We start from the raw sequence: 20,785 nt of genomic DNA on the forward strand, positions 1-20,785 counted from the left end.
GCCGCCCTCCTCGCCGGGCTGCCCACCAGCGTGCCCGGGGCGACGGTCAACCGGCTGTGCGCCTCCGGCCTCGAAGCCGTGATCCAGGCCGCGCGGGCCATCGCGGTGGGTGACGCCTCCATCGCCGTGGCCGGCGGTGTGGAGTCCATGACCCGCGCCCCCTACGTGCTGCCCAAGAACGACCGGCCCTTCCCCGCCGGGAACACCGAGCTGTACTCGACCACGCTCGGCTGGCGCATGGTCAACCCGAACATGCCGCCGCGGTGGACCATCCCGCTGGGCGAGTCCGCCGAACGCATCGCCGACAAACACAAGATCAGCCGCGAACAGCAGGACGAGTTCGCCCTCGCCTCCCACCGCAAGGCCGCCGGCGCGCAGGAACAGGGCCTGTTCGACGCCGAACTGGCCCCCGTGACCGTCCCGCAGCGCAAGGGAGAACCGGTGGCCTTCGCCGCCGACGAATCCGTACGGCCCGACGCCTCCCTGACCGCGATGGCCAGGCTCGGGCCGTCCTTCCGCACGAAGGACGGGACGGTGACCGCCGGCAACTCCTCGCCGCTCAACGACGGCGCGGCAGCGCTGCTGCTCACCGACGAGGAGGGACTCAAGACGCTCGGCCGGGAACCGCTGGCCCGCGTCAGCGCGACCGGGGTCTCCGGGATCGACCCCGACTACTTCGGCCTCGCCCCCGTCGAAGCCGTCAACCGGGCCCTGGCCAAAGCCGGCAAGACCTTCGCCGACCTCGACGTCCTCGAACTCAACGAGGCCTTCGCCGCCCAGGTACTCGGCTGCCTCGCCGAATGGCCCGAGTTCGACCCCGCCATCCTCAACCCACAAGGCGGCGCGATCGCGCTCGGCCACCCCCTCGGCGCCTCCGGTGCCCGCCTCGCCGGGACCGTCGCCCACCAGCTCGCGCGCCGCGGCTCCGGCACCGGGGTCGCGACCCTGTGCATCGGCGTGGGTCAAGGCCTCGCGCTCGTTCTCGAACGGTAGACGGTCCGTGCGCACCTGCGGGTGCGTTGTGGCTGGTCGCGCAGTTCCTCCCCCAGCACCCCTGAGGACAGGGGCGCTTCACCTAGGACCTCTTATGACACTCACCCAGGCCGACATCGACCTCGAGATCGCCGCCGAGCACGCCGCCTACGAGAAGGGTGTGGCCGCAGGAGCCCCCGTCGAGCACCACCCCCGCCGGGACTACGCCCCCTACCGGTCCTCCGTACTCCGGCATCCGAAGCAGCCGCTGGTCCCGATCGACACCGCCAAGGACCCGGAGCTGGTGGAGCTGCACTCCCCCGCGTTCGGGGAGCGGGACATCACCGGGATAGACAATGACCTGACCCGGCAGCACAGCGGGGAGCCCCTCGGTGAGCGGATCACCGTCTCCGGGCGGCTCCTGGACCGGGACGGCCGGCCGGTCCGGGGGCAGCTGATCGAGATCTGGCAGGCCAACTCGGCGGGCCGCTACGCCCACCAGCGGGAGCAGCACGACGCCCCGCTGGACCCGAACTTCACCGGGGTCGGCCGTACGATCACCGATGCCGACGGCGGCTACCGCTTCACCACGATCCAGCCGGGCCCCTACCCCTGGCGCAACCACCTCAACGCGTGGCGTCCGGCCCACATCCACTTCTCGATGTTCGGCACGGCGTTCACGCAGCGGCTGGTGACGCAGATGTACTTCCCGAGCGACCCGCTGTTCCCGTACGACCCGATCATCCAGTCGGTGACGGACGACTCGGCCCGCCGGCGCCTGGTCGCGACCTACGACCACAGCCTGTCCGTGCCGGAGTTCTCGATGGGCTACCACTGGGACATCGTGCTGGACGGCCCCACCGCCACCTGGATCGAAGAAGGACGCTGACCTGCCATGACGAAGATCGACACGAGTGGCCCGGAGCACGTGCTGCCCACCCCCTCGCACACGGTCGGCCCGTTCTACGGCTACGCACTGCCGTTCCGCGGCGGGGAGGACATCGCTCCGCTCGGGCACCCGGACACGGTCACGGTCCACGGGTACGTCTACGACGGGGAGGGCACGCCGCTGCCCGACGCGCTCGTCGAGCTGTGGGGCGCCGACCCGGACGGGAACGTGTCCACGACCGACGGTTCGATCCGCCGCGACCCCGCGACCGGTGACTACCTCGGCCGCAACGGCGTGGAGTTCACCGGCTGGGGCCGGATCCAGACGGACACCAACGGCCACTGGTACGCGCGGACGCTGCGGCCGGGCGCCCGCGGCGGCAGTGCGCCCTACCTCAGCGTGTGCGTGTTCGCGCGCGGGCTGCTGGTGCACCTGTTCACCCGGATCTACCTGCCCGGCGACGACGCGGCACTGGCCTGCGACCCGCTGCTCACCCGGGTGGGCGAGCGACGCGACACGCTGATCGCGGCCGACGAGGGCCGGGGGACCTACCGTTTCGACATCCGCCTTCAGGGCGAGGGCGAGACGGTCTTCCTGGAGTTCCAGTGAGTTCAGTGGATCACGGCGGCGGTGACGCCGGGCTGCTCGGTCCCGGGTGGTCCGGTTCGGCCGCCGCGGCCGCGACGGGTGACGGCGCCTACCTGCGGGCGCTGCTCGACGCGGAGGCGGGCCTCACCCGGGCGCAGGCCGCTCTGGGCCTGGCTCCGGCCGGGGCCGCGACGGCCGTCACCGAGGCGGCCGACCCCGGCCGTCACGACGTCGGCGCCCTCGCGGAGCGGGCCCGCGACGGTGGCAACCCGGTGATCCCGCTGGTCGCCGACCTGACGAAGGCGGTCGGCGCGGAGTACGGGCCGTACGTGCACCGGGGTGCGACCAGCCAGGACATCATGGACACGGCGACGATGCTGGTCGCCGCGCGCACCCTGGACCTCGTACTCGCCGACCTCGGGCGGACCGAGCGGGCGCTGGCCCGGCTGGCCGCCGAGCACCGCGACACGGCGATGCCGGGCCGCACGCTCACCCAGCACGCCGTACCGACGACGTTCGGGCTGAAGGCGGCGGGCTGGCGTTCGCTGGTCCTCGACGCCCGGGACCGCGTGACCCCGGTCCGTCAGTCGCTGCCCGCCCAACTGGGCGGTGCGGCAGGCACGCTGGCCGCCTTCGGGGCGTACGGCGCGGACCACGCCGAGCAGCTCCCGGCGGCGTACGCCCGTGAACTGGGCCTGGCCGCACCCCTGTTGCCGTGGCACACGCTGCGGACGCCGGTCGCCGACCTCGCCGGGTGCCTCGCCTTCACGGCCGGGGCGCTGGGGAAGACCGCCGCGGACGTGCTGATCCTGTCCCGTACCGAGATCGGCGAGGTCTCCGAGGGCAGCGGGGGCGGTTCCTCGGCGATGCCGCACAAGGCCAACCCGGTGCGGTCGACGCTGATCGCGGCCGCCGCGCGGCGGGCCCCGCAGCTCGCGGCCGTCCTGTACGGCTCGATGGCCGCGGAGGACGAGCGGCCGGCCGGCGCCTGGCACGCCGAGTGGGAGCCGCTGCGGGATCTGCTGCGGACCGCCGCAGGCGCGGCGCGGGACGCGGCGGAGCTGGCGGAGGGGCTGCGGGTGCACCCGGCGGCGATGCGCCGGAACCTCGGCCGCACCAACGGGCTGATCGTCTCGGAGCGGCTCTCCGCCGAACTGACCCCCGTGCTCGGCCGGGCCCGCGCCAAGGAGCTGCTCACCGAGCTGGCCCGCCGCACCCGCACCGAGCACCGGACGCTGCGCGAACTCCTCGCCGGGGAACCCGACCTGAAGGACGTCGACCTCGACGACCTGACCGACCCCGCCCGCTACACCGGTGCCGCCGGTGTGCTCACCGACCGTGCCCTGGAGCGACGTTGACCGAGAACCTCCTCAACCACCGCGTCGAGGGCCCCGCTTCGGCTCCCCCGCTGCTCCTCGGACCCTCGCTCGGCACCTCGTACGCCCTGTGGGACGCCGTGGCGCCCGAACTGTCCACCGCCCACCGGGTGGTGCGCTGGGACCTGCCCGGACACGGCGGTTCGGCGCCCGGCCTGATCAAGGCGGGGGCGACCGTCGGCGACCTCGCCGGCCTGGTGCTCGAACTGGCCGACTCGCTCGGCATCGGGCGGTTCGCGTACGCGGGGGTGTCGCTGGGCGGTGCGGTCGGGCTGCACCTGGCCGTCCACCACCCGGACCGGCTGGAGAACCTGGCGGTGATCTGCTCCTCGGCCCACTTCGGCGGCGCCACATCCTGGGAGGAACGGGCCGGGCGGGTGCGCCGGGAGGGCGTGGAGTGGCTGGCGGAGAACGCCCCGAGCCGCTGGTTCACCCCCGGCTTCACCATGCCGCGGCTGGTCGAGGACCAGCGGACGGCCGACCCGGAGGCCTACGCCGCCTGCTGCGACGCGCTGGCCGCCTTCGACCTGCGGGACCGGCTCGGCGACATCGCCGTCCGCACCCTGCTGGTCGCCGGCCGGCAGGACGCCGCGACCCCGCCGCCGCACCTGCGGGAGATCGCGGACGCGGTCGCCGCGGCCACGCTGGTCGAGCTGCCGGACGCCGCGCATCTGGCGCCCGCCCAGTGCCCCGAGGCCGTCCTGACCGCGCTCCGCTCCCACCTCGACGGCTTCGCCGGGCGCGGAATGGCCGTCCGCCGCGAAGTGCTGGGCGACGCCCACGTGGACGGCGCCCAGGCCCGGCAGACCCCCTTCACGGCCCGCTTCCAGGACTTCATCTCGCGCTACGCGTGGGGCGAGATCTGGACCGACCCCACGCTCTCCCGCCGTGAACGCAGCATGATCACGCTCACCGCGCTGGTCGCCCACGGCCACTACGACGAGCTGGCCATGCATGTGCGGGCGGCCCGGCGCAACGGTCTGACCCCGGAGGAGATCGGCGCGGTGCTGCTGCAGACGGCCGTGTACTGCGGGGTCCCGGCGGCCAACTCGGCGTTCGCCACGGCCCAGCGGGTGCTGGCGGAAGAGGAAGGGTGACCCTGGCGGGGACAGGCACAGGAGCGGGTGCTGTGCCTACGGTGAGGGCATGTCGACCATCCTGATCACGGGTGCCACCTCCGGGCTCGGCCGCTATGTCGCCTTCGAGCTGGTCCGCTCGGGCCATGTCGTCCTCGCGCACGGCCGCGACCCCGGCCGTACCGAGCGGCTGGTCGCGGAACTGCGCACCGAGGGCGAAGCCGAGGCGCTCGTCGCGGACCTGGCCTCGCTGGCACAGGTCCGCGAGCTGGGCGCGCGGGTCGCCGACGCGCATCCCGACCTGGAGGTGCTCGTCGACAACGCGGGCGTGGGCGCCGGCCCGCCCGGCTCGGGCCGCGAGCTGAGCACGGACGGCCACGAGCTGCGCCTGGCCGTCAACTACCTGGCCCCGGTGGCCCTCACCCGAGCTCTTCTCCCCGTACTGCGCGCGAACACCCCGGCCCGGATCGTGAACGTCGGCTCGGCGGGCCAGGAGCCCCTGGACTTCGACGACCCCGAGTTCACCCGCGGCTACCAGGGCTTCGCCGCGTACTGCAGGTCCAAGTTCGCTCTTGCGGCCCATACCTTCGCCCTCGCGGAGGAGTTGGCGGGCACGGGCGTCGCGGTGAACGTCCTGCACCCGGCCACCTTCATGGACACGGCGATGGTGCGGGAGGGTGGGGTGGCGCCCTGGAGCACGGTGGCGGACGGCGCGCCGGGCGTCCTGGCCCTGGCCACACAGGACCTGGGGACGGGCGGCTACTTCGACGGCACGCGTCCGGCCAGGGCCCACGAGGCGGCATACGACCGAGAGGTACAGAAACGCCTGGCCGCGGTGACTGATCAACTCCTAGCGCTGTAGCGCGCCCCGAAGGGGCGCGGGGAACTGCGCGATCAGCCCCCATCCATCCGCACCCCGCAACGCACCCGTCACCGCAGCCCCCTTCCCGTGTCCAAAACCTCCCGAGCCTGAGCAACCAACCCGTCGGCTCCACAGGAACGAGCCAACGCCAGCCCCCGGTTCAACTCGGCCACCGACCGCGCGGCGATCCCGTACTCCACCCGGGCCGCCGCGTGCTCGTACTGGCAGGGCGAGGCCTCCAGATACGCCACTGCCTGCGAGGCCAGCCGTACCTGCCGTTGCCCGGTCTCCAGCGCAGCGGCGCACCGCAGCGCCTCGCCGATCGCGGTGTCCGTGCCGAACCGCTCGGCCTGCCGCCGAGCGTCGCTCGCCAGGTGCGCCGCCCGGGCCGGGTCCTCGTTCGCGAGGGCCCGGGCGAGGTCGAGCGCCCAGGGCACCACCACGGGGTTGAAGTGGCCGCGCGCGGCGGCCGCCTTCTCGGCCGACTCCAGTTCGTTCACGGCCTCGTCCGTGCGCCCGACGGCGAGCAGCAGCCGGCCGCGCACCGACCGCGGGTCCGGCATGACGATGGTGGAGGGGTACGGCGGCGCGAAGCCGTACTGTTCGGCGGTCTCCCAGGCCTGCTGGACGTGGCCGCGGGCGAGCAGCGTGTCGACGAGGTTGCAGGTGGCGGTCCAGTACAGGGGCAGGCCGCGGCCGACCCGCTCGGCGATCCGCAGGGACTCCCGCAGCGAGGTCTCCGCGTCCCGGAGCCGGCCGCGCCTGCGGTGGCCGAGTCCGACGTAGGCATGGGCGAGGGCGAGGTGGCCACCGCTCCAGCCGGAGGACTCGTAGGCGCGCAGGGCCTCGTTGTACAGGCTCTCCGCGCGGTCGAGCCGGTCGGTGTAGACGTAGGAGTTGGCGAGCATCAGCAGGAGTTCGATGCCCCACTCGGTGTCGGTCCAGCCCAGGCCGGGCGCGAGACGGCCGTTGACGAGGGAGTGGTCGCACAGCTCGACGACCTCCTCGGCGCTCGCGCCCTGGATCAGCAGGTCGAAGCCGCGCAGCATCAGCAGGGCGCGCTCGGAGTTGTCACGGCCGGTGCAGGTGGCGGCCAGGTCGGCGAGCCGTTCGGAGCGGCGTGCGGAGACGGCCTCCCCCGCGATGCCCTCCCACATGAACTGGACGGCCTGGAGCCGGAGTCTGGCGGGTCCCTCCTCGTGCCGGGCGGCCTCCGCCTCGACCGTGTGGACGGCTTCCTCCAGCTGGTCGTTGTGGAGCAGGGCCTGGGAGAGCCGGAAGACGGCGTCGACACGCTCGGGCCCGGTGAGGCCCGGCATGCCGAGAGCGCTCCGCAGATGGCCGATGGTGACCGCGGGGTTGGTGAGCAGGGTCGCGCAGCCCAGTTCGTAGAGCACGCGCGCGTGGACCTCGGGCAGGGGCGGTTCGCGCAGGGCGCGTTCGAGGCAGCGGCGGGCCGCGTCCGGGGCGCCGACGGCGAGGTGTTCCTTGGCCGCGTCCCGCAACTGCTCGACGAGCTCCTCGTCGTCGTCCGGGTGCACCTTCAGCAGGTGGCGGGAGGCCTCGGCGATGCCGCGGCCGTCGTCCAGGACGATCTGGGCGGCGATACCGTGCATGGCGGTGCACATCGCGGGCGGGATGGAGTTGTAGACGGCGGTGGCGATCAGCGGGTGGACGAACTCCAGGTCACCGGTGCGAGGCCGGGAGCCGGCCGGGTCGGGCGCGGTGAGGATACGGGCGGTGCGCAGCAGTTCGGCGCAGCGCTCGGCGTCGTCCACGGCCATGCTGGCGAGCTGGGCGACGAGGTCGACGGTGATGCCGGTGCCGAGGATGGCGGCGGCCCAGGCGAACCGGGTCGCGTCCACGCCGAGGCCTTCGAGGCGGGTGACGAGTCCGCCGCCTCTGGCCGACCGGTTGAGGGCGCGCAGTTCGCCGGCCCGGGCCTCGACGGGCTCCAGCTCGCTGTCCTGGACCTTGGCGAGGAGTTCGACGGTCTCGTAGGGGTTGCCGCCGGTGACGGCCCAGACCTCGCGGCAGAACGGGGCGTCGGCGTGCTCGCCGAGGGTGGCGCGGGTGAGGCCGGCGGTGGCGTCCGGGGTGAGGGCGCTGATGGTGCGGACGGGGCGGCCGGCCGCGGCGGCCACGGCGTCGAGGTGACGGGCGCTGTCGCCGCTGACCTCGCCGGGACGGCGGGCCACCAGGACCAGGACGGACAGGTCGTCGAGGCGTTCGACGAAGGATGCCAGCCAGGCCAGCGTCTCGTGGTCGGCCCAGTGCGCGTCGTCGATCAGCAGGACCAGCGGCCAGTCGCGTTTGGCGAGCCGGCGGACGGCGGCGACCAGGCCGTCGCAGACGCCCTGCGGGTCGGCCTGGCGGTCTCCGGGGTCGGTGATGCCGAGGGCGGGGCCGGCGATCTCGTACCAGTCGCCGAGGTACTCCCGGGCCTCCTCGGGCAGCAGCGAGACCAGGGCGGGCTGGAGCAGCTGCCGCACCACGTGGAAGGGGACGCTGCGCAGCGTCTCCACGCCCCGGGTGGACCAGACGGTGCAGCCCCGGCGTTCGGCGATGCGGCGGGTCTCGGCCAGCAGCGCGGTCTTGCCGAGCCCGGCCTCGCCGCGGATCACCAGCAGGTTCCCGGCGGTGGAACGGTCGGCGCACAGGAGATCGAGGGCCTCGGTGACGGCGGCGATCTCCTCCTCGCGCTCCCAGAGGGGGGCCGGGGCGCCTCCCGGGGGCTGCTCCTCCGTCATCCTGCTACCTCCCCAAGTCGCCCGAACGACGTACAGACCACGAGCGTAGCCGTCCTGTTGGCTGTCCGGAGGCGGGTCCGGGCAGCTGTGGCCGTGACGGGTGAAAGCGCGTCCGGCCGGACGACGCGGGACGGCCCCGACCTGCCGCTGTGCAGCGGACGGACCGTCAACGGGCAGGAACATGAGGCTGACTTTCGAAGATCGGGCAGTGCGCGAGCGGAACCAGCCCCTCCGCGCGCTGGCGGCGGGCTCGGTGGGGAACTTCATCGAGTGGTACGAGTTCGGTGTCTACGGCTATCTCGCGACCGTCGTCGCCGAGCGGTTCTTCACCCCGGCGGGCGGCAGCGCGGTCGACGCCCTGGTGCGCACCTACGCCTCGTTCGGGCTGGCGTTCTTCTTGCGTCCGCTGGGCGCGGCCCTGTTCGGCCGGCTGGCGGACCGGCTGGGCCGGCGGCCGGTGCTGATCCTGGTGGTGGCGCTGATGACGGGGGCGACGGCGCTGATCGGCGTGCTGCCGACGTACGCGCAGGCCGGTGCGCTCGCGCCGTGGCTGCTGACGTTCCTGAGGATGGTCCAGGGACTGTCCGCGGGCGGGGAGTTCGGCGGCGCGGTGGCGATGCTGACCGAGTTCGCACCGCCGGGGCGGCGGGGGCTGTACGGGGCGTGGCAGTCCTTCACCGTGGCGCTGGGGCTGCTGGGCGGGGCGGGGGTGGCGGTGGGGCTGTCGGTTCTCCTGACGGCAAATCAGTTCGGTTCCTGGGGATGGCGGTTGCCGTTCCTGCTGGCGCTGCCGCTGGGCGTGCTGGCGCTGTGGCTGCGGATCGGTCTCGACGAGACGCCGGAGTTCCGGGAGCCCGCCGCCGGGGCGATGCGCACCGCGCGGGTGCCGGTCGGGGCGGTCGGGCGGGCCGTCGCCCGGGTGATGGGCTGGTCGGCCGCCGGGTACACCTTCCTGGTGGTGCTGCCCTCGTACCTCCAGGCGGCCCTGCACACCGGCTTGCGCACGGCGCTGCTGGCGACCGTGGTGGCGAACCTGGGGTTCGCGGCGGCGATCCTGCCGGCGGGGCTGCTCAGCGACCGGGTGGGCCGGCGGCCGGTGATGCTGGCGGGCGCCGGGCTCGTGGTGCTGCTGGCGCTTCCCCTGCTCCACCTCCTCCGGGACCCGGGGACCCCGGCGGCGGTGAAGGGCGCGGCCCTGTGCGGCGCGGGCGCGGTGGTGGGGCTGATGGCCGGGCCGGGGCCCGCGCTGCTGGCCGAGATGTTCCCGGCGCGGGCCCGCTGCACGGGCCTCGGACTCGCCTACGCCCTGTCCAATGCCGTGTTCTCGGGCTGTGCGGGCCTCATCATCACGGAGGCGGTACGGCGCACCGGGAACCTCGACGTTCCCGGCTACTACGCGGCGGCGACCTGTGCGGTCAGCGTGCTCGCGCTGCTCGGGCCGCCGCGCACGAAGGCGGGTTGAGAGGCGGTGGGGACCATGCTGGTGATCGGCCTGATGTCCGGGACGTCGTACGACGCGGTGGACGCGGCGGCGGCCGAGCTGCGGCTGCTGGACGGCACGCTGCTGCTGAAGCCGCTGGGGATGGTGAGCACGCCGTACGACGAGGAGCTGCGGGAGGCGCTCGCGGGGGCACTGCCGCCGGCCGCCGTGCCGCTGGCGCGGGTCTGTCTCCTGGACACCCGGATCGGGCAGGCGTTCGCCGCGGCCGCGGTCCGGGCGAATCGTGAGCTGTGCGGCGGGCGGGCCGAGCTGGTGTCCTCGCACGGGCAGACGGTCTACCACTGGGTGGACGGCGGCCGGGTGCACGGCACCTTGCAGCTCGGGCAGCCCGCGTGGATCGCGGAGGCGACGGGGCTGCCGGTCGTCGCGGACCTGCGGTCGCGGGACGTGGCAGCCGGGGGGCAGGGTGCCCCGCTGGTCAGCCTGGTCGACCTGCTGTGGCTGCGGGGGCGGCCGGGCACGCCGGTGGCGCTGAACCTCGGCGGGATCGCCAACCTCACCGCGCCCGACGGCACGGCCTTCGACACCGGGCCCGGGTGCGCGCTGCTGGACGCGGCGGTCCGGGAGTTCACCGGCGGCCGGCTGACGTACGACGTGGACGGGGCGCTGGCGGCACGCGGCCGTCCGCACGAACCGCTGCTCGAAGAGCTGCTGACGGAGCCGTACTACGCGCTTCCCGCGCCGAAGACGACCGGCAAGGAGCTGTTCCACGCGGGGTACTGGCGGGCGCCCGCGGGCCTGTCGGCCGAGGACGCGCTGGCGACTCTGACCCGTCTGACCGCCCGGACGGTGGCGGACGCCGTGCGGGGCGTGGCGGCGACGGAGGTGGTCGCGTCGGGCGGCGGCACCCGCAACCCGGAGCTGATGCGGGCGCTGCGCGGCCTGCTCCGGGAGATCCCGGTGCGCGTCTCGGACGAACTCGGGCTGCCCGCCGCGGCGAAGGAGGCGTACGCCTTCGCGGTCCTCGGCTTCCTCACCGCACACGGCCTCGCGGGCACCGCCCCGGCCGCCACCGGCGCCCGCCACCCGAGCGTCCTGGGCGCACTGACCCCGGGGAGGAACGGACTGCGCCTGCCGCCGCCGGCACCGGAGCCGCCGGTGCGGCTGCGGATCGAGTGAGCCGTGCCGGACCGGGCCGTCCGCATCGCCCCCGCCGTCACCCCGTCAGCACGCCCTCAGCACGCCGTCGTCACACGGCCGGCACCGCGCCGGATCGTCTCGTCCGAACATCGCCGGATCCTCTCATCCGACTTTCACCGATGCCTCATACGGTAGGAGCATGACGCAGGTGACTCCCCCCGGGTGGTATCCCGATCCCGGGCAGACAAGTGACGGTCCGGCCACCGAACGCTGGTGGGACGGCAAGGCCTGGACGGAGCAGACCCGGCCCGCCGGGTCGGCCGCCGACTGGGGTCCGCAGCCGCCGGCCGACGGCGCTCAGCCGGCCTACCCGGCGTATCCGGCCGGCGGGGCCCATCCCGCGTACCCGGGCTATCCGGGGTACCCGGCACAGCCGCCGGCCCCCGCCCGGCGCGGGCTGCGTACCGGCATCGCCGTCGGCGTCGCCGTGGCGGTCCTCGCCGCGATCGGGGTGGGCGCGTGGGCGCTGTCCGGCAACGGCAGCGGTGGCCGGCAGGCCTCGCAGCAGGGCCCGGGCGGTCAGGGCGGGTTCGGCCAGGGCGGCCCCGAGGGGCAGAACGGCGGCCAGGGCGGCGGGCAGAACGGCGGCCAGGGCTTCCCGTTCGGCGGGTCGGGCGGCGGGTCGGGCGGCGACTCCGGTTCCGGTGGCACCGACGGGGGCGCCTCGCCGTCGCCGGGCCAGTCCGAGGCGCCGAAGGTCAAGGGCGGCGGCACGGTGTCGGACTCGATCAACGCCATCAGCATCCCGGTGCCGGACGGCTGGACCGGGCAGGCGATCAGCTACGGTGCCAACGTCAGCTCCGACGACTCCTACAAGTGCCCGGGCGACACCTCGCAGACCTGCACCGCCGGCGGTGCCTACTCGGCGCCCGCGGTGGTGCTGGGCACCAAGGGGGACACGGCCGAGGAGGTCGCCAAGGCGGACATCTCGGCCAACGCCCAGGAGTCGTACGGCGGCAAGACCTACGGCTCGATCACCTCGCACGAGGTGCTGGCCGCCAAGGCGGTCACGGTGGCCGGGCAGAAGGGGTACCTGGTCCGCTGGAAGGCGATCACCAGCAAGGGCGCCGACGGTTACGTCGAGTCGCTGGCCTTCCCGTCGCCCGCGAACGCCCAGCAGATCGTGGTGGTCCGGTTCGGCGTCGACGTCGGCCAGAAGGAGTCGGTCATCGACACCATCACCAGCGGCATCAAGGTCTCCTCGGGCAGCGGCAACGGTTCGAACGTCTGACCCTCCCGGCCCCCGACAGCAGTCGGCCGGGTGGAGCGCCCCTCCGCTCAAAGGGGCACCCCACCCGGCCGGGGGGTGCGCGCCGCCCCCGTCCCCACGGTGCGGCGCGAGCAGGTCGCCGTCCAGTCATCCCGTGGACGGCGGCCTGGGTCTCATGTCAGTCCGAGTGCGGGCAGCGCGACGGCCTCCACGAAACGGACGAGATAGTCGGCGTCGGCGTACTCGCCGGTGAGCACGGGTCGGATGCGCAGCACGCCGAACATCATGGCGGGGATGTACTCCAGCGCCGGGTGGTCCGCGGGCACCTCGCCCCGCACCACGGCGCGGCGCAGGATCTCCCGTAGCTCGGCGATCTCCGGTTCGACGAGCGCCTCGCGCAGGGCCTGCGCGAGTGCCTGGTCCGCCGTGACCGCGTGCCCCAGGGCCTGGAGCAGCTTGGTGTCCTTGCGCGACCAGTCGCCCGCGACCCGGGCGGCCCGGCAGAGGTCCGACGCGAGCGACCCGGTGTCGATGCCGCCGAAGCGCACCTCGCGGTTGGCCCGCAGCGCGGCCGCCACGAACTGGGGTTTCGTCTTCCACTGCCGGTAGAGCGTGGACTTGCTGCAGCGGGTGCTGGCGGCGATCCCCTCCATGGAGACGGAGTCGTAGCCGCACTCGCGGATCTGTTCGAGCACGGCGTCGAAGAACTCCCGCTCACGCTCCGGCGTGATCTTGGAGCGGCGCGTGGCTGCGACCGTGTCCGGTCCGTCCGCGGCCTGCGACGTCATGTGCCCTGCTCCTCACTCGTTCATCACGTGCGGATCACTTCCGCACCGCCCGCCGTTCGGCCGGCGCGGAAACCTACAACCAGTGTGGCCTACGTCTATCGATACGCCACTGTACCGGTACTCGACCGTATCGGTACAGTGGCGTATCGGTACGCATCCGTATCGAAGAGTTCGGGCCACCGCCCGGGACTCGCACAGCACCACAGTCAGTAAGGGGGCCTGGGATGAGATCCCAGTCCGAGCCTGCTTCAGCGGAGCCGGGCGCGATAGCCCGGCCGCCGCTCGTCCGTGAGCTCCTGCTCGTCGCAGGGCTCTTCCTCGTCTACAAGTTCGGGCGGCAGCTGGCCACCGGCCACACCGCCGAGGCGCTGCACAACGCCGACCGGATCTGGGACCTGGAACGGACGCTGCACCTGCCCTCGGAGGTCGACGTGCAGTCCGCACTGCTGCACGGCGGCACCCTCGTACATCTGGCGAACACCTACTACGCCACCGTTCATTTCCCGGCCACGCTGGCCTTCCTGATCTGGCTCTACCTCAAGCGGCCCGCGCACTACGTCTGGGCCCGCCGGGTCCTCGCCCTGGTGACCGCGGCCGCCCTGGTGCTGCCGTTCACCTTCCCGCTGGCACCGCCCCGGATGCTGGCCGCGACCGGCCTGATCGACACCGCCCGGGTCTACGGCCCCTCGGTCTACGGGCCGCCCTCCAGCGACCACCTCTCCAACCAGTTCGCGGCGATGCCCTCGCTGCACTTCGGCTGGGCCCTGATGGTCGCCATCGGCCTGATCGTCGCCACCCGCTCCCGCCTGCGATGGCTGTGGCTGCTGCATCCCGCGATCACCCTCCTCGTGATCGTCGGCACCGCGAACCACTACTGGCTGGACGCGATCGTCGCCACCGCGATGCTCGCCGCCGCCCTCGCCCTGATCCACCCGCCGCACCGCACGGCCAGCACGGCCGGACGCGGCACCCGGCACCTCGTCTCCGACGAGCCCGCACTGGTGGGGGCGGGCCGATGAGCGCCCCGGCCCTGGTCGCCGTCGCCCTCTCCCTGGTCTCGGCCGTCGCCTACGCGGCCGCCGCCGTCGCCCAGGAGCGCCTCGCCGCGAGGACCGCCGACGCCGGCCTGCTCCGGCTGCTCGGCTCCGGAGCCTGGTGGGCGGCGGTGGGCCTGAACGCCGGCGCCGCCCTGCTGCACGTCGTCGCCCTGAAGTACGGTCCGCTGACCCTCGTACAGCCGCTCGGCGCACTCACCCTCGTGGCGGCCGTACCGATGGGTGCCCGGGCGGCCGGCCGCCGGGTCACCGCCACCGAGTGGCGGGGCACCGCCCTGACCCTGCTGGGCCTCGGCGCCCTCCTGGTCACCGCCTCAGGACCCGCACCCCACCAGGTGCTGAGCCTCACCGAGGCCCTCGCCGTCGCCGGTACGACCGCTGCCCTGATCGGCGCCCTGTCCCGCCCCGGCGCCCGCCCCGGCCTGCGGCACGCGACCGCGTCCGGCTTCGCCTCGGGCGTCGCCTCGGCCCTCACCCAGACGGTGACGGTGGCGGCGACCGACCGCTCCGGCCCGGCCCTGAGCGTCGAGGTGATCGTGGTCGCGCTGCTGGTCGCCGCGTTCGCGGTGGGCGGCCTGCTGCTCTCCCAGACGGCCTACCGCGGCGGCCTCGGCGCCCCGCTCGCGGTCGTCACCCTGTCCAACCCGGTGGCCGCGGCGGTCATCGGCCTGACCCTGCTGGGCCAGGGGCTGCAGGACGGCGCCTGGGGCATCCTGCTCGCCCTGACGGGCGCGGGCCTGGCCTCCTGGGGCGTGGTCCTGCTCACCCGGGTGACCGCGCCACCGGCCCCCGAACCCGACGAGGAACACCCGGTCGCGGCAGTCCTGGCCCTGGACCCCACCCTGCTCCCCCACCAGCCGGCGGAACCGAAGAGACTCACGGCCCTCTGAACGCCCCGAAGGGGGCGCGGGGAACTGCGCGGGTGGCCACGAACCTCCCGCGGCCGCCTGGCAACAGTCCCCCACGCCCCCTCGGGCGCGGCTCACACCGTGATGATCGCCGGGTCGCTGACCCCGGGCTCCCCGTTCTCGACATGCCCGGCGAAACGCCGCACAAAGCCCGCGTCCGCCTCCGACGTCACCGTCAGGTCGTACCACCGGTCGCTGTGGTTGAGGTGCACGATGTGCCTCACGACCGCCCCGGCCCGCACCGTGAACGTCCGGCCACGGCCGCCGTAGCCGTCGGCCACCGCCAGCTTCACCGTGCCGCTGCCCTTGTTGGTGAAGGTCAGCTCGATGTCGTCGCCGTGCGGCCGGGCGGTGACCTCGGGTCCCGCCACCTTGCCGGAGCCCTGGAAGCCGCGCAGGAAGCCGTTCGGGCCGTGCACGGTCAGGTCGTAGGAACCGCCCGAGTACACCGGGTTCCAGGTGTCCGAGACGGTCTTGCCGGCCTCGGTGGTGTAGCTCCAGGGACCGTCGGAGCGGTTGTTGGAGGTGACCAGGAAAGCGGCACCGGCCTGCGCGCCCGACGCGAAGGTGAGCGTGAACCTGCCGGCCGCCACGTCCAGCGCGCCGTCCACCAGCGGGGCGTACTTCAGCGGCCGGGTGGGCCGGGAGCCGCGCTCCTGCTTCGGCAGCGCCGGGTTGACCGGCGGGGTGGGCACGTAGTCGGGGTGGCGGTTGCCGTCCGGCGGCCGGTAGCCGTCCGTGGACGGCAGCGCGACCGGCTTGGTGTCCTTGCGGGAGAAGTCGAACGCCGAGGTCAGGTCGCCGCTGACGGCACGGCGCCAGGGCGAGATGTTCGGCTCGTGGACGCCGAAGCGGGCCTCCATGAACCGGATGATCGAGGTGTGGTCGAGCGTCTCGGAGCAGACGAAGCCGCCCTTGCTCCACGGGGAGACGACCAGCATCGGGACGCGCTGGCCGAGGCCGTAGGCGCCGGCGGGCCGGCTCGCGTCGCCCTTGTAGAGGTCCGGGCCCGGGTCGACCGTGGACTTGCCCTGCGCGGCGGAGGACGGCGGGAACGGCGGGATCAGGTGGTCGAAGAAGCCGTCGTTCTCGTCGTAGGTGATGAACACGGCCGTCTTCGCCCAGACCTTCGGGTCGGACGTGAGCGCGTCGAGGACCTGGGAGACGTACCAGGCGCCGTAGTTCGCGGGCCAGTTGGGGTGCTCGGTGAAGGCCTCGGGGGCGACGACCCAGGAGATCTGCGGCAGCTTGCCGGCCTTGACGTCGGCCTTGAGCCGGTCGAAGAAGCCTTCGCCCTTGGTCGCGTCGGTGCCGGTGCGGGCCTTGTCGTACAGCGCGTCGCCGGGCTGGGCGTTCTGGTACTGCTTGAAGTAGAGCAGCGAGTTGTCGCCGTAGTTGCCGCGGTAGGCGTCCTGGATCCACCCCCAGCTGCCGGCCGCGTCCAGGCCGTCGCCGACGTCCTGGTAGATCTTCCAGGAGACCCCGGCCTTCTCCAGGCGCTCCGGGTACGTGGTCCAGCTGTAGCCGGCCTCGTCGTTGCCGAGGACCGGGCCGCCGCCCTGGCCGTCGTTGCCCGTGTAACCCGTCCACATGTAGTAGCGGTTGGGGTCGGTGGAGCCCATGAACGAGCAGTGGTATGCGTCGCAGATGGTGAAGGCGTCGGCGAGCGCGTAGTGGAACGGTATGTCGTCGCGGTTCAGGTACGCCATCGTCGTGGTGCCCTTGGCCGGCACCCACTTGTCGTACTTGCCGGCGTTGACCGCGGTGTGCGTGTCGTTCCAGCCGTGCGGGAGGTCCTGGATGAAGGCGAGGCCCAGGTCGTCGGCGTCGGGGTGGAAGGGCAGGACGTCCTTCGTGCCGTTCGACTGCTTCCACACGGACCTGTTGTTCTGGGTGACCGGGCGGGGGTCGCCGAAGCCGCGGACGCCTCTGAGGGTGCCGAAGTAGTGGTCGAACGACCGGTTCTCCTGCATCAGGACGACGATGTGCTCGACGTCCTCGATCGATCCGGTGCGGTGGTTCGCAGGCAGCGCGGCGGCGCGCTGGATGCTGCTGGACAGCGCGGTGAACGCCGTCGTGGCGCCCGCGAGCTGGAGGAATCTGCGCCGGTTTACTTCGGACATGGGTGAGCGACCTCTCATACTGCGCACGGGTTGACCGGAAGAGCGCGGATTGTGCGCGGCTGTGAGTGTTCCAAGGGCATCGAACGTCAGGGAAGGGTCCGGTGGCGTGCATGTGAAACTCGGCGGTACGGGAGGTAGGTGGTCGGTGCGCGGACGGAGCGGCCACCGGTCTGCTCCGGTCGCGCGGTCATACGAGGGCGGCCCGCCCGCCGTCTCCCGTACAGGGGACGCTGTGCCCACCCACAGGAACCGGCCAACTGCGGGCAGGAGGTGGCACGCCCTCCGCGGCGCCACCGAGCCCCGTTACGGTTCGGCACACCGGGTGTCGCGGCGGCCGCGGCCGGCCGGTGGCACGGAACGGTTCCGGACACGACGGCCCGGCTGTCGGCCTGCCCCGACGGTGGCCGCCGATATCGTTGTCGGCATCCGCGGGGCGGCGATCGGGGACCGATGTTCGAAGTACGTCTGCTCGGCCCGGTGGAGGTCTGGGACGGGGGCAGACGGGCCCCGCTCGGCGGCTCCCGGCCGCTGGCCGTCCTCGCCGCGCTCGTCGTCCACCTGGGCGAGGTGATCTCCACCGAACGTCTGGTGGACTTCGTCTGGGACGAGGAGGCGCCGGCCACCGCGGGCGCCCTGGTCGCCACCCATGTCTCCGCCGTGCGCCGCGCCCTGGCCCGGGTCGGCACGGCCGAACTGGTCCGCACCCGGCCCCCGGGCTACGCCGCCGGCCTCGCCCCGGACCGGGTCGACGCCCGCCGTTTCGAGGAACTCCTCGCGGCCGGGCGGTCCCTGGGCCGTACCGAGGGGGCGGCCGAGGTGCTCACCGAGGCGCTGGGACTGTGGCGGGGCCGGGAGGCCCTGGAGGGACTCGGCCAGTCGTTCGCCCGGATCGAGGCGGCCCGGCTCGGGGAGCTGCGGCTGGTGGCCCAGGAGGAGTCCTTCGCGCTGGCCCTGGAACTGGACCGCGCGGACGGCACCATCGCGCCGCTGCTCGCCCATGTGGCCGCGCATCCGCTGCGGGAGCGGCCGCGCGGCCAGTTGATGACCGCCCTGTTCCGCACCGGCCGGGTCTCCGACGCCCTGCGCATCTACCAGGAGGGCCGGTCGGTGCTCCGCGACGAGCTGGGCATCGACCCGGGACCGGAGCTGCGGGCGGTGCACCAGGCGGTCCTCACCCATGACACCGGCCTGCTGGGGGGCGAGCATGCCACCGGGCCGGTGCCGGCTCCGCGGAGCGCGCGGTCCCGCCCCGCGCCCTCGCATCTCCCGCCCGACATCGCCGACTTCGTGGGCCGGGCGGAGCAGGTCGAGTGGGCGACCGAACTGGTACGGGGCGTCGGCCACCCCGGCCGGACCGCACCCCCGATCGGGGTGATCTCCGGCCGTTCCGGCATCGGCAAGACCGCCCTCGCGGTGCATGTCGGCCACCGCACCGCCGAACTCTTCCCGGACGGCCGCCTGTTCGTGGACCTGCGGGCCGCCGACGCCACCCCGCTGGAACCCGCCGACGCGCTGGCCCGGCTGCTGCGGGCGATGGGCGTCGACCCCGACACGCTGCCCTCCGGCGTTGAGGAGCTGACCGGCCTGTACCGCACCCACATCGGGCACCGGCGGACCCTGATCGTCCTGGACAACGCGGCCGGGGAGGCGCACCTGCGGCCCCTGCTGCCGCCGGGCCCGGGTGCCGCGGTGCTGATCACCAGCCGCCGCCGGCTGGTGGCGCTGGAGGGCGCCGCCCATCTGGACCTCGCCGTCCCGGACCGGGCGGAGGCCCTGGACCTGCTCCGCCGGGTGGCCGGCGCGGGGCGGACCTGGGCGGAGCCGGAACAGGCCGCCGAGATCGTCGCCCTGTGCGGGCGGCTCCCGCTCGCGGTGCGGATCGCCGGTGCCCGCCTGGCCGCCCGACCGCACTGGGCACCCGGCCGGCTCGTCGACCGGCTGCGCGACGAACGCCGCCGCCTCAACGAACTCAGCGCTGGGGACCTGGAGTTGCGCGCCAGCCTGGAACTCGGCTACTCGGACCTCGACCCGCAGGAACGCCGGGCCCTGCGCCGCCTCGCCCTGCTGGACCTGCCCGACTTCGCGGCGTGGATCGCCGCTCCCCTGCTGGACATAGGGACGGAGGAGGCCGAGGAGGCCGTCGAGCGGCTGGTGGACTGCCACTTCATCGACGTGGTCGGCGTGGACGGCACCGGCCTGGCCCGCTACCGCATCCACGACCTGGCCCGCGAGCACGCCCGCGAGCGCTGCCTCGTCGAGGAGAGCACCGCGGAGCGCACGGCCGCGGTGCTGCGGCTGGCGGCGAGCTGGCTGGACCTCGCCCGCAAGGCCGCCGCCCGGGGCCCCGGCGGGGCGACCCGGCACTTCCCCGAACCGGCCGCCGTCCGCCCGCTGGACCCGGAGACCGAGGAGGCGGTGCTGGCCCGGCCCGCGGCCTGGTTCGCCGCCGAGCAGGCCGGCCTGCTGGCCGCCGTGACGCACTGCGCCGACCACGGCCTGGCCCGACCCGCGCGTGATCTCGCCGGGGCGCTGATCGCGAGTTCCGCCGCGCTGTACAACCAGTTCGACGCCTGGTCCCGCGCGCACACGGCGGCCATGGCGGCGGTGCGGCGCGGCGGTGACGTGGAGGGCGAGGCCTGGCTCCTCGCCGGGCTCGGTCAACTCCGTTACGAACAGGACAGGTTCGAGGACTCCTACGCCTACTTCGCGGACGCGCTGCGGCTGTTCGGGGAGAAGCTGCCGGGCGGCGCGGCCGTGGCCCTCGCCGGGATGGGCACCGCGCGCCGCGAGCAGGCCCGCTACGCCGAGGCGCTGGAGCTGCTGGAGGCCGCGCGGGAGCGGTACGGCGACGGGGCGGACGCCGGGGCCCGGGCGGGCGTGCTGTACGGCATCGGCTACGTGCACCGTGAGCAGGGGCGCGGGCCGCAGAGCCGGGCGGCGCTGTCCAGGGCGCTCGCCCTGTACCGGGCGGCGGCCGATCTGCACGGCGAGGGGCTCACGCTGCGCTCGCTGGCCCTGTGCGACCGGGCCGAGGGCCGGTACGCGGATGCCGAACGGCTCTTCCTCGACGCGCTGCGGATCTTCACCGGCCTGCAGGACGCCTTCGGCCTGATGTACACCGAACAGGCGCTGGCCAAGGTGGAGTTGCGCACCGGGCGGCCGGCGGAGGCGGGGCGCCGGCTGCTGCGCTGCCTGGCCGTGGCCCAGGAGCGCCAGGACCGGTTCGGCGAGGCGCTGGTACTGCGCACGCTCGGGGAGCTGCGGCTGGCGGCCGGGGACACCGGCGCGGCCCGGGAGCCGCTGGAGGTGGCGGCGGCCCTCTGGGCGGAGCTGGAGCTGCCGCTGTGGCGGGCCCGCACGGTGTGGGACCTGGCCGGGGTGTGGTCCGCGGACGGCGAGGGGGAACGGGCGCGGGCGGCGCGGGCGGAGGCGCTGGAGGTGTTCCGGTCGGTGGGCGCGCGGGAGGCGTGGGAGCGCGCGGACGACGGGACGCCGTAGCCGGACCCGGCCGCAGAAGGCCCGCTGACGCGCTTGCAGGGAAGCTGCA

General features: G+C 74.0%; 15 protein-coding genes. 12 read left to right on the top strand and 3 right to left on the bottom strand.

Features of this window, described 5'->3' with window-relative positions; genetic code table 11:
- From AB0472_RS44725 to AB0472_RS44750, 6 genes are all read left to right on the top strand, one after another.
- Positions 1 to 993: thiolase family protein (locus tag AB0472_RS44725; protein ID WP_366365320.1), on the top strand; the 993-nt coding region annotated here is incomplete at its 5' end.
- Positions 994 to 1,087: 94 nt separating this feature from the next.
- Positions 1,088 to 1,861, top strand: coding sequence for a protocatechuate 3,4-dioxygenase subunit beta (gene pcaH, locus AB0472_RS44730; protein WP_366365322.1), 774 nt, complete (start codon positions 1,088 to 1,090; stop codon positions 1,859 to 1,861).
- A 6-nt stretch (positions 1,862 to 1,867) separates the two neighbouring features.
- Positions 1,868 to 2,470: a protocatechuate 3,4-dioxygenase subunit alpha gene (gene pcaG / locus AB0472_RS44735; RefSeq protein WP_366365324.1), complete on the top strand. Its 603-nt coding sequence runs from the start codon at positions 1,868 to 1,870 to the stop codon at positions 2,468 to 2,470.
- A 5-nt stretch (positions 2,471 to 2,475) separates the two neighbouring features.
- The gene (gene pcaB, locus AB0472_RS44740) at positions 2,476 to 3,807 is read left to right on the top strand and encodes a 3-carboxy-cis,cis-muconate cycloisomerase (protein ID WP_366365344.1); all 1,332 of its coding nucleotides are present in this window, start codon (positions 2,476 to 2,478) and stop codon (positions 3,805 to 3,807) included.
- A complete protein-coding gene (pcaD, locus tag AB0472_RS44745; RefSeq protein ID WP_366365326.1) occupies positions 3,804 to 4,922 on the top strand; it encodes a 3-oxoadipate enol-lactonase in 1,119 nt (372 codons plus the stop codon). Before pcaB ends, pcaD begins: the two co-directional genes overlap by 4 nt.
- A 49-nt stretch (positions 4,923 to 4,971) precedes the next feature.
- Complete coding sequence (locus AB0472_RS44750; RefSeq protein WP_366365327.1) at positions 4,972 to 5,763, top strand: SDR family NAD(P)-dependent oxidoreductase; 792 nt, start codon at positions 4,972 to 4,974, stop codon at positions 5,761 to 5,763.
- 68 nt (positions 5,764 to 5,831) lie between these two features.
- Here AB0472_RS44750 and AB0472_RS44755 read toward each other — a convergent pair whose 3' ends face one another.
- Positions 5,832 to 8,513, bottom strand: a complete 2,682-nt coding sequence (locus tag AB0472_RS44755; protein ID WP_366365328.1) for an AAA family ATPase — start codon at positions 8,511 to 8,513, stop codon at positions 5,832 to 5,834.
- Between the two features lie 181 nt (positions 8,514 to 8,694).
- Between AB0472_RS44755 and AB0472_RS44760 the strand changes: the two genes are divergently transcribed.
- The 3 genes from AB0472_RS44760 to AB0472_RS44770 all read left to right on the top strand — a co-directional run bounded on the left by AB0472_RS44760 (position 8,695) and on the right by AB0472_RS44770 (position 12,385).
- Positions 8,695 to 9,975: an MFS transporter gene (locus AB0472_RS44760; RefSeq protein WP_366365329.1), complete on the top strand. Its 1,281-nt coding sequence runs from the start codon at positions 8,695 to 8,697 to the stop codon at positions 9,973 to 9,975.
- A 15-nt stretch (positions 9,976 to 9,990) separates the two neighbouring features.
- Positions 9,991 to 11,133, top strand: coding sequence for an anhydro-N-acetylmuramic acid kinase (locus AB0472_RS44765; protein ID WP_366365330.1), 1,143 nt, complete (start codon positions 9,991 to 9,993; stop codon positions 11,131 to 11,133).
- 160 nt (positions 11,134 to 11,293) lie between these two features.
- Positions 11,294 to 12,385, top strand: a complete 1,092-nt coding sequence (locus tag AB0472_RS44770; protein WP_366365331.1) for a DUF2510 domain-containing protein — start codon at positions 11,294 to 11,296, stop codon at positions 12,383 to 12,385.
- A gap of 152 nt (positions 12,386 to 12,537) precedes the next feature.
- Here AB0472_RS44770 and AB0472_RS44775 read toward each other — a convergent pair whose 3' ends face one another.
- The gene (locus AB0472_RS44775) at positions 12,538 to 13,152 is read right to left on the bottom strand and encodes a TetR/AcrR family transcriptional regulator (protein WP_366365332.1); all 615 of its coding nucleotides are present in this window, start codon (positions 13,150 to 13,152) and stop codon (positions 12,538 to 12,540) included.
- 224 nt (positions 13,153 to 13,376) lie between these two features.
- Between AB0472_RS44775 and AB0472_RS44780 the strand changes: the two genes are divergently transcribed.
- Positions 13,377 to 14,171: a phosphatase PAP2 family protein gene (locus AB0472_RS44780; RefSeq protein WP_366365333.1), complete on the top strand. Its 795-nt coding sequence runs from the start codon at positions 13,377 to 13,379 to the stop codon at positions 14,169 to 14,171.
- A complete protein-coding gene (locus AB0472_RS44785) occupies positions 14,168 to 15,097 on the top strand; it encodes a hypothetical protein (RefSeq protein ID WP_366365334.1) in 930 nt (309 codons plus the stop codon). The genes AB0472_RS44780 and AB0472_RS44785 overlap by 4 nt, the downstream gene beginning before the upstream one ends.
- A 92-nt stretch (positions 15,098 to 15,189) precedes the next feature.
- On the opposite strand, the gene AB0472_RS44790 is transcribed toward AB0472_RS44785, so the two are convergent.
- Entirely contained in the window at positions 15,190 to 17,238 is a 2,049-nt protein-coding gene (locus AB0472_RS44790; RefSeq protein ID WP_366365335.1) for a phosphocholine-specific phospholipase C, read from the bottom strand.
- Positions 17,239 to 17,688: 450 nt separating this feature from the next.
- Between AB0472_RS44790 and AB0472_RS44795 the strand changes: the two genes are divergently transcribed.
- Entirely contained in the window at positions 17,689 to 20,736 is a 3,048-nt protein-coding gene (locus AB0472_RS44795; RefSeq protein WP_366365336.1) for a BTAD domain-containing putative transcriptional regulator, read from the top strand.
- The last annotated feature ends 49 nt before the right edge of the window (positions 20,737 to 20,785 follow it).

Origin of the sequence: Streptomyces sp. NPDC086777, assembly GCF_040702065.1 — a bacterium.
Classification (GTDB): domain Bacteria; phylum Actinomycetota; class Actinomycetes; order Streptomycetales; family Streptomycetaceae; genus Streptomyces.

Bases quoted from the DNA above. Each gene is read 5' to 3' on its own strand.
- AB0472_RS44775 (WP_366365332.1), bottom strand. From the start codon at position 13,152: ATGACGTCGCAGGCCGCGGACGGACCGGACACGGTCGCAGCCACGCGC.
- AB0472_RS44785 (WP_366365334.1), top strand. From the start codon at position 14,168: ATGAGCGCCCCGGCCCTGGTCGCCGTCGCCCTCTCCCTGGTCTCGGCC.
- AB0472_RS44795 (WP_366365336.1), top strand. From the start codon at position 17,689: ATGTTCGAAGTACGTCTGCTCGGCCCGGTGGAGGTCTGGGACGGGGGC.
- AB0472_RS44750 (WP_366365327.1), top strand. From the start codon at position 4,972: ATGTCGACCATCCTGATCACGGGTGCCACCTCCGGGCTCGGCCGCTAT.
- AB0472_RS44755 (WP_366365328.1), bottom strand. From the start codon at position 8,513: ATGACGGAGGAGCAGCCCCCGGGAGGCGCCCCGGCCCCCCTCTGGGAG.
- AB0472_RS44770 (WP_366365331.1), top strand. From the start codon at position 11,294: ATGACGCAGGTGACTCCCCCCGGGTGGTATCCCGATCCCGGGCAGACA.
- pcaH (WP_366365322.1), top strand. From the start codon at position 1,088: ATGACACTCACCCAGGCCGACATCGACCTCGAGATCGCCGCCGAGCAC.
- AB0472_RS44760 (WP_366365329.1), top strand. From the start codon at position 8,695: ATGAGGCTGACTTTCGAAGATCGGGCAGTGCGCGAGCGGAACCAGCCC.
- AB0472_RS44780 (WP_366365333.1), top strand. From the start codon at position 13,377: ATGAGATCCCAGTCCGAGCCTGCTTCAGCGGAGCCGGGCGCGATAGCC.
- AB0472_RS44790 (WP_366365335.1), bottom strand. From the start codon at position 17,238: ATGTCCGAAGTAAACCGGCGCAGATTCCTCCAGCTCGCGGGCGCCACG.
- AB0472_RS44765 (WP_366365330.1), top strand. From the start codon at position 9,991: ATGCTGGTGATCGGCCTGATGTCCGGGACGTCGTACGACGCGGTGGAC.
- pcaG (WP_366365324.1), top strand. From the start codon at position 1,868: ATGACGAAGATCGACACGAGTGGCCCGGAGCACGTGCTGCCCACCCCC.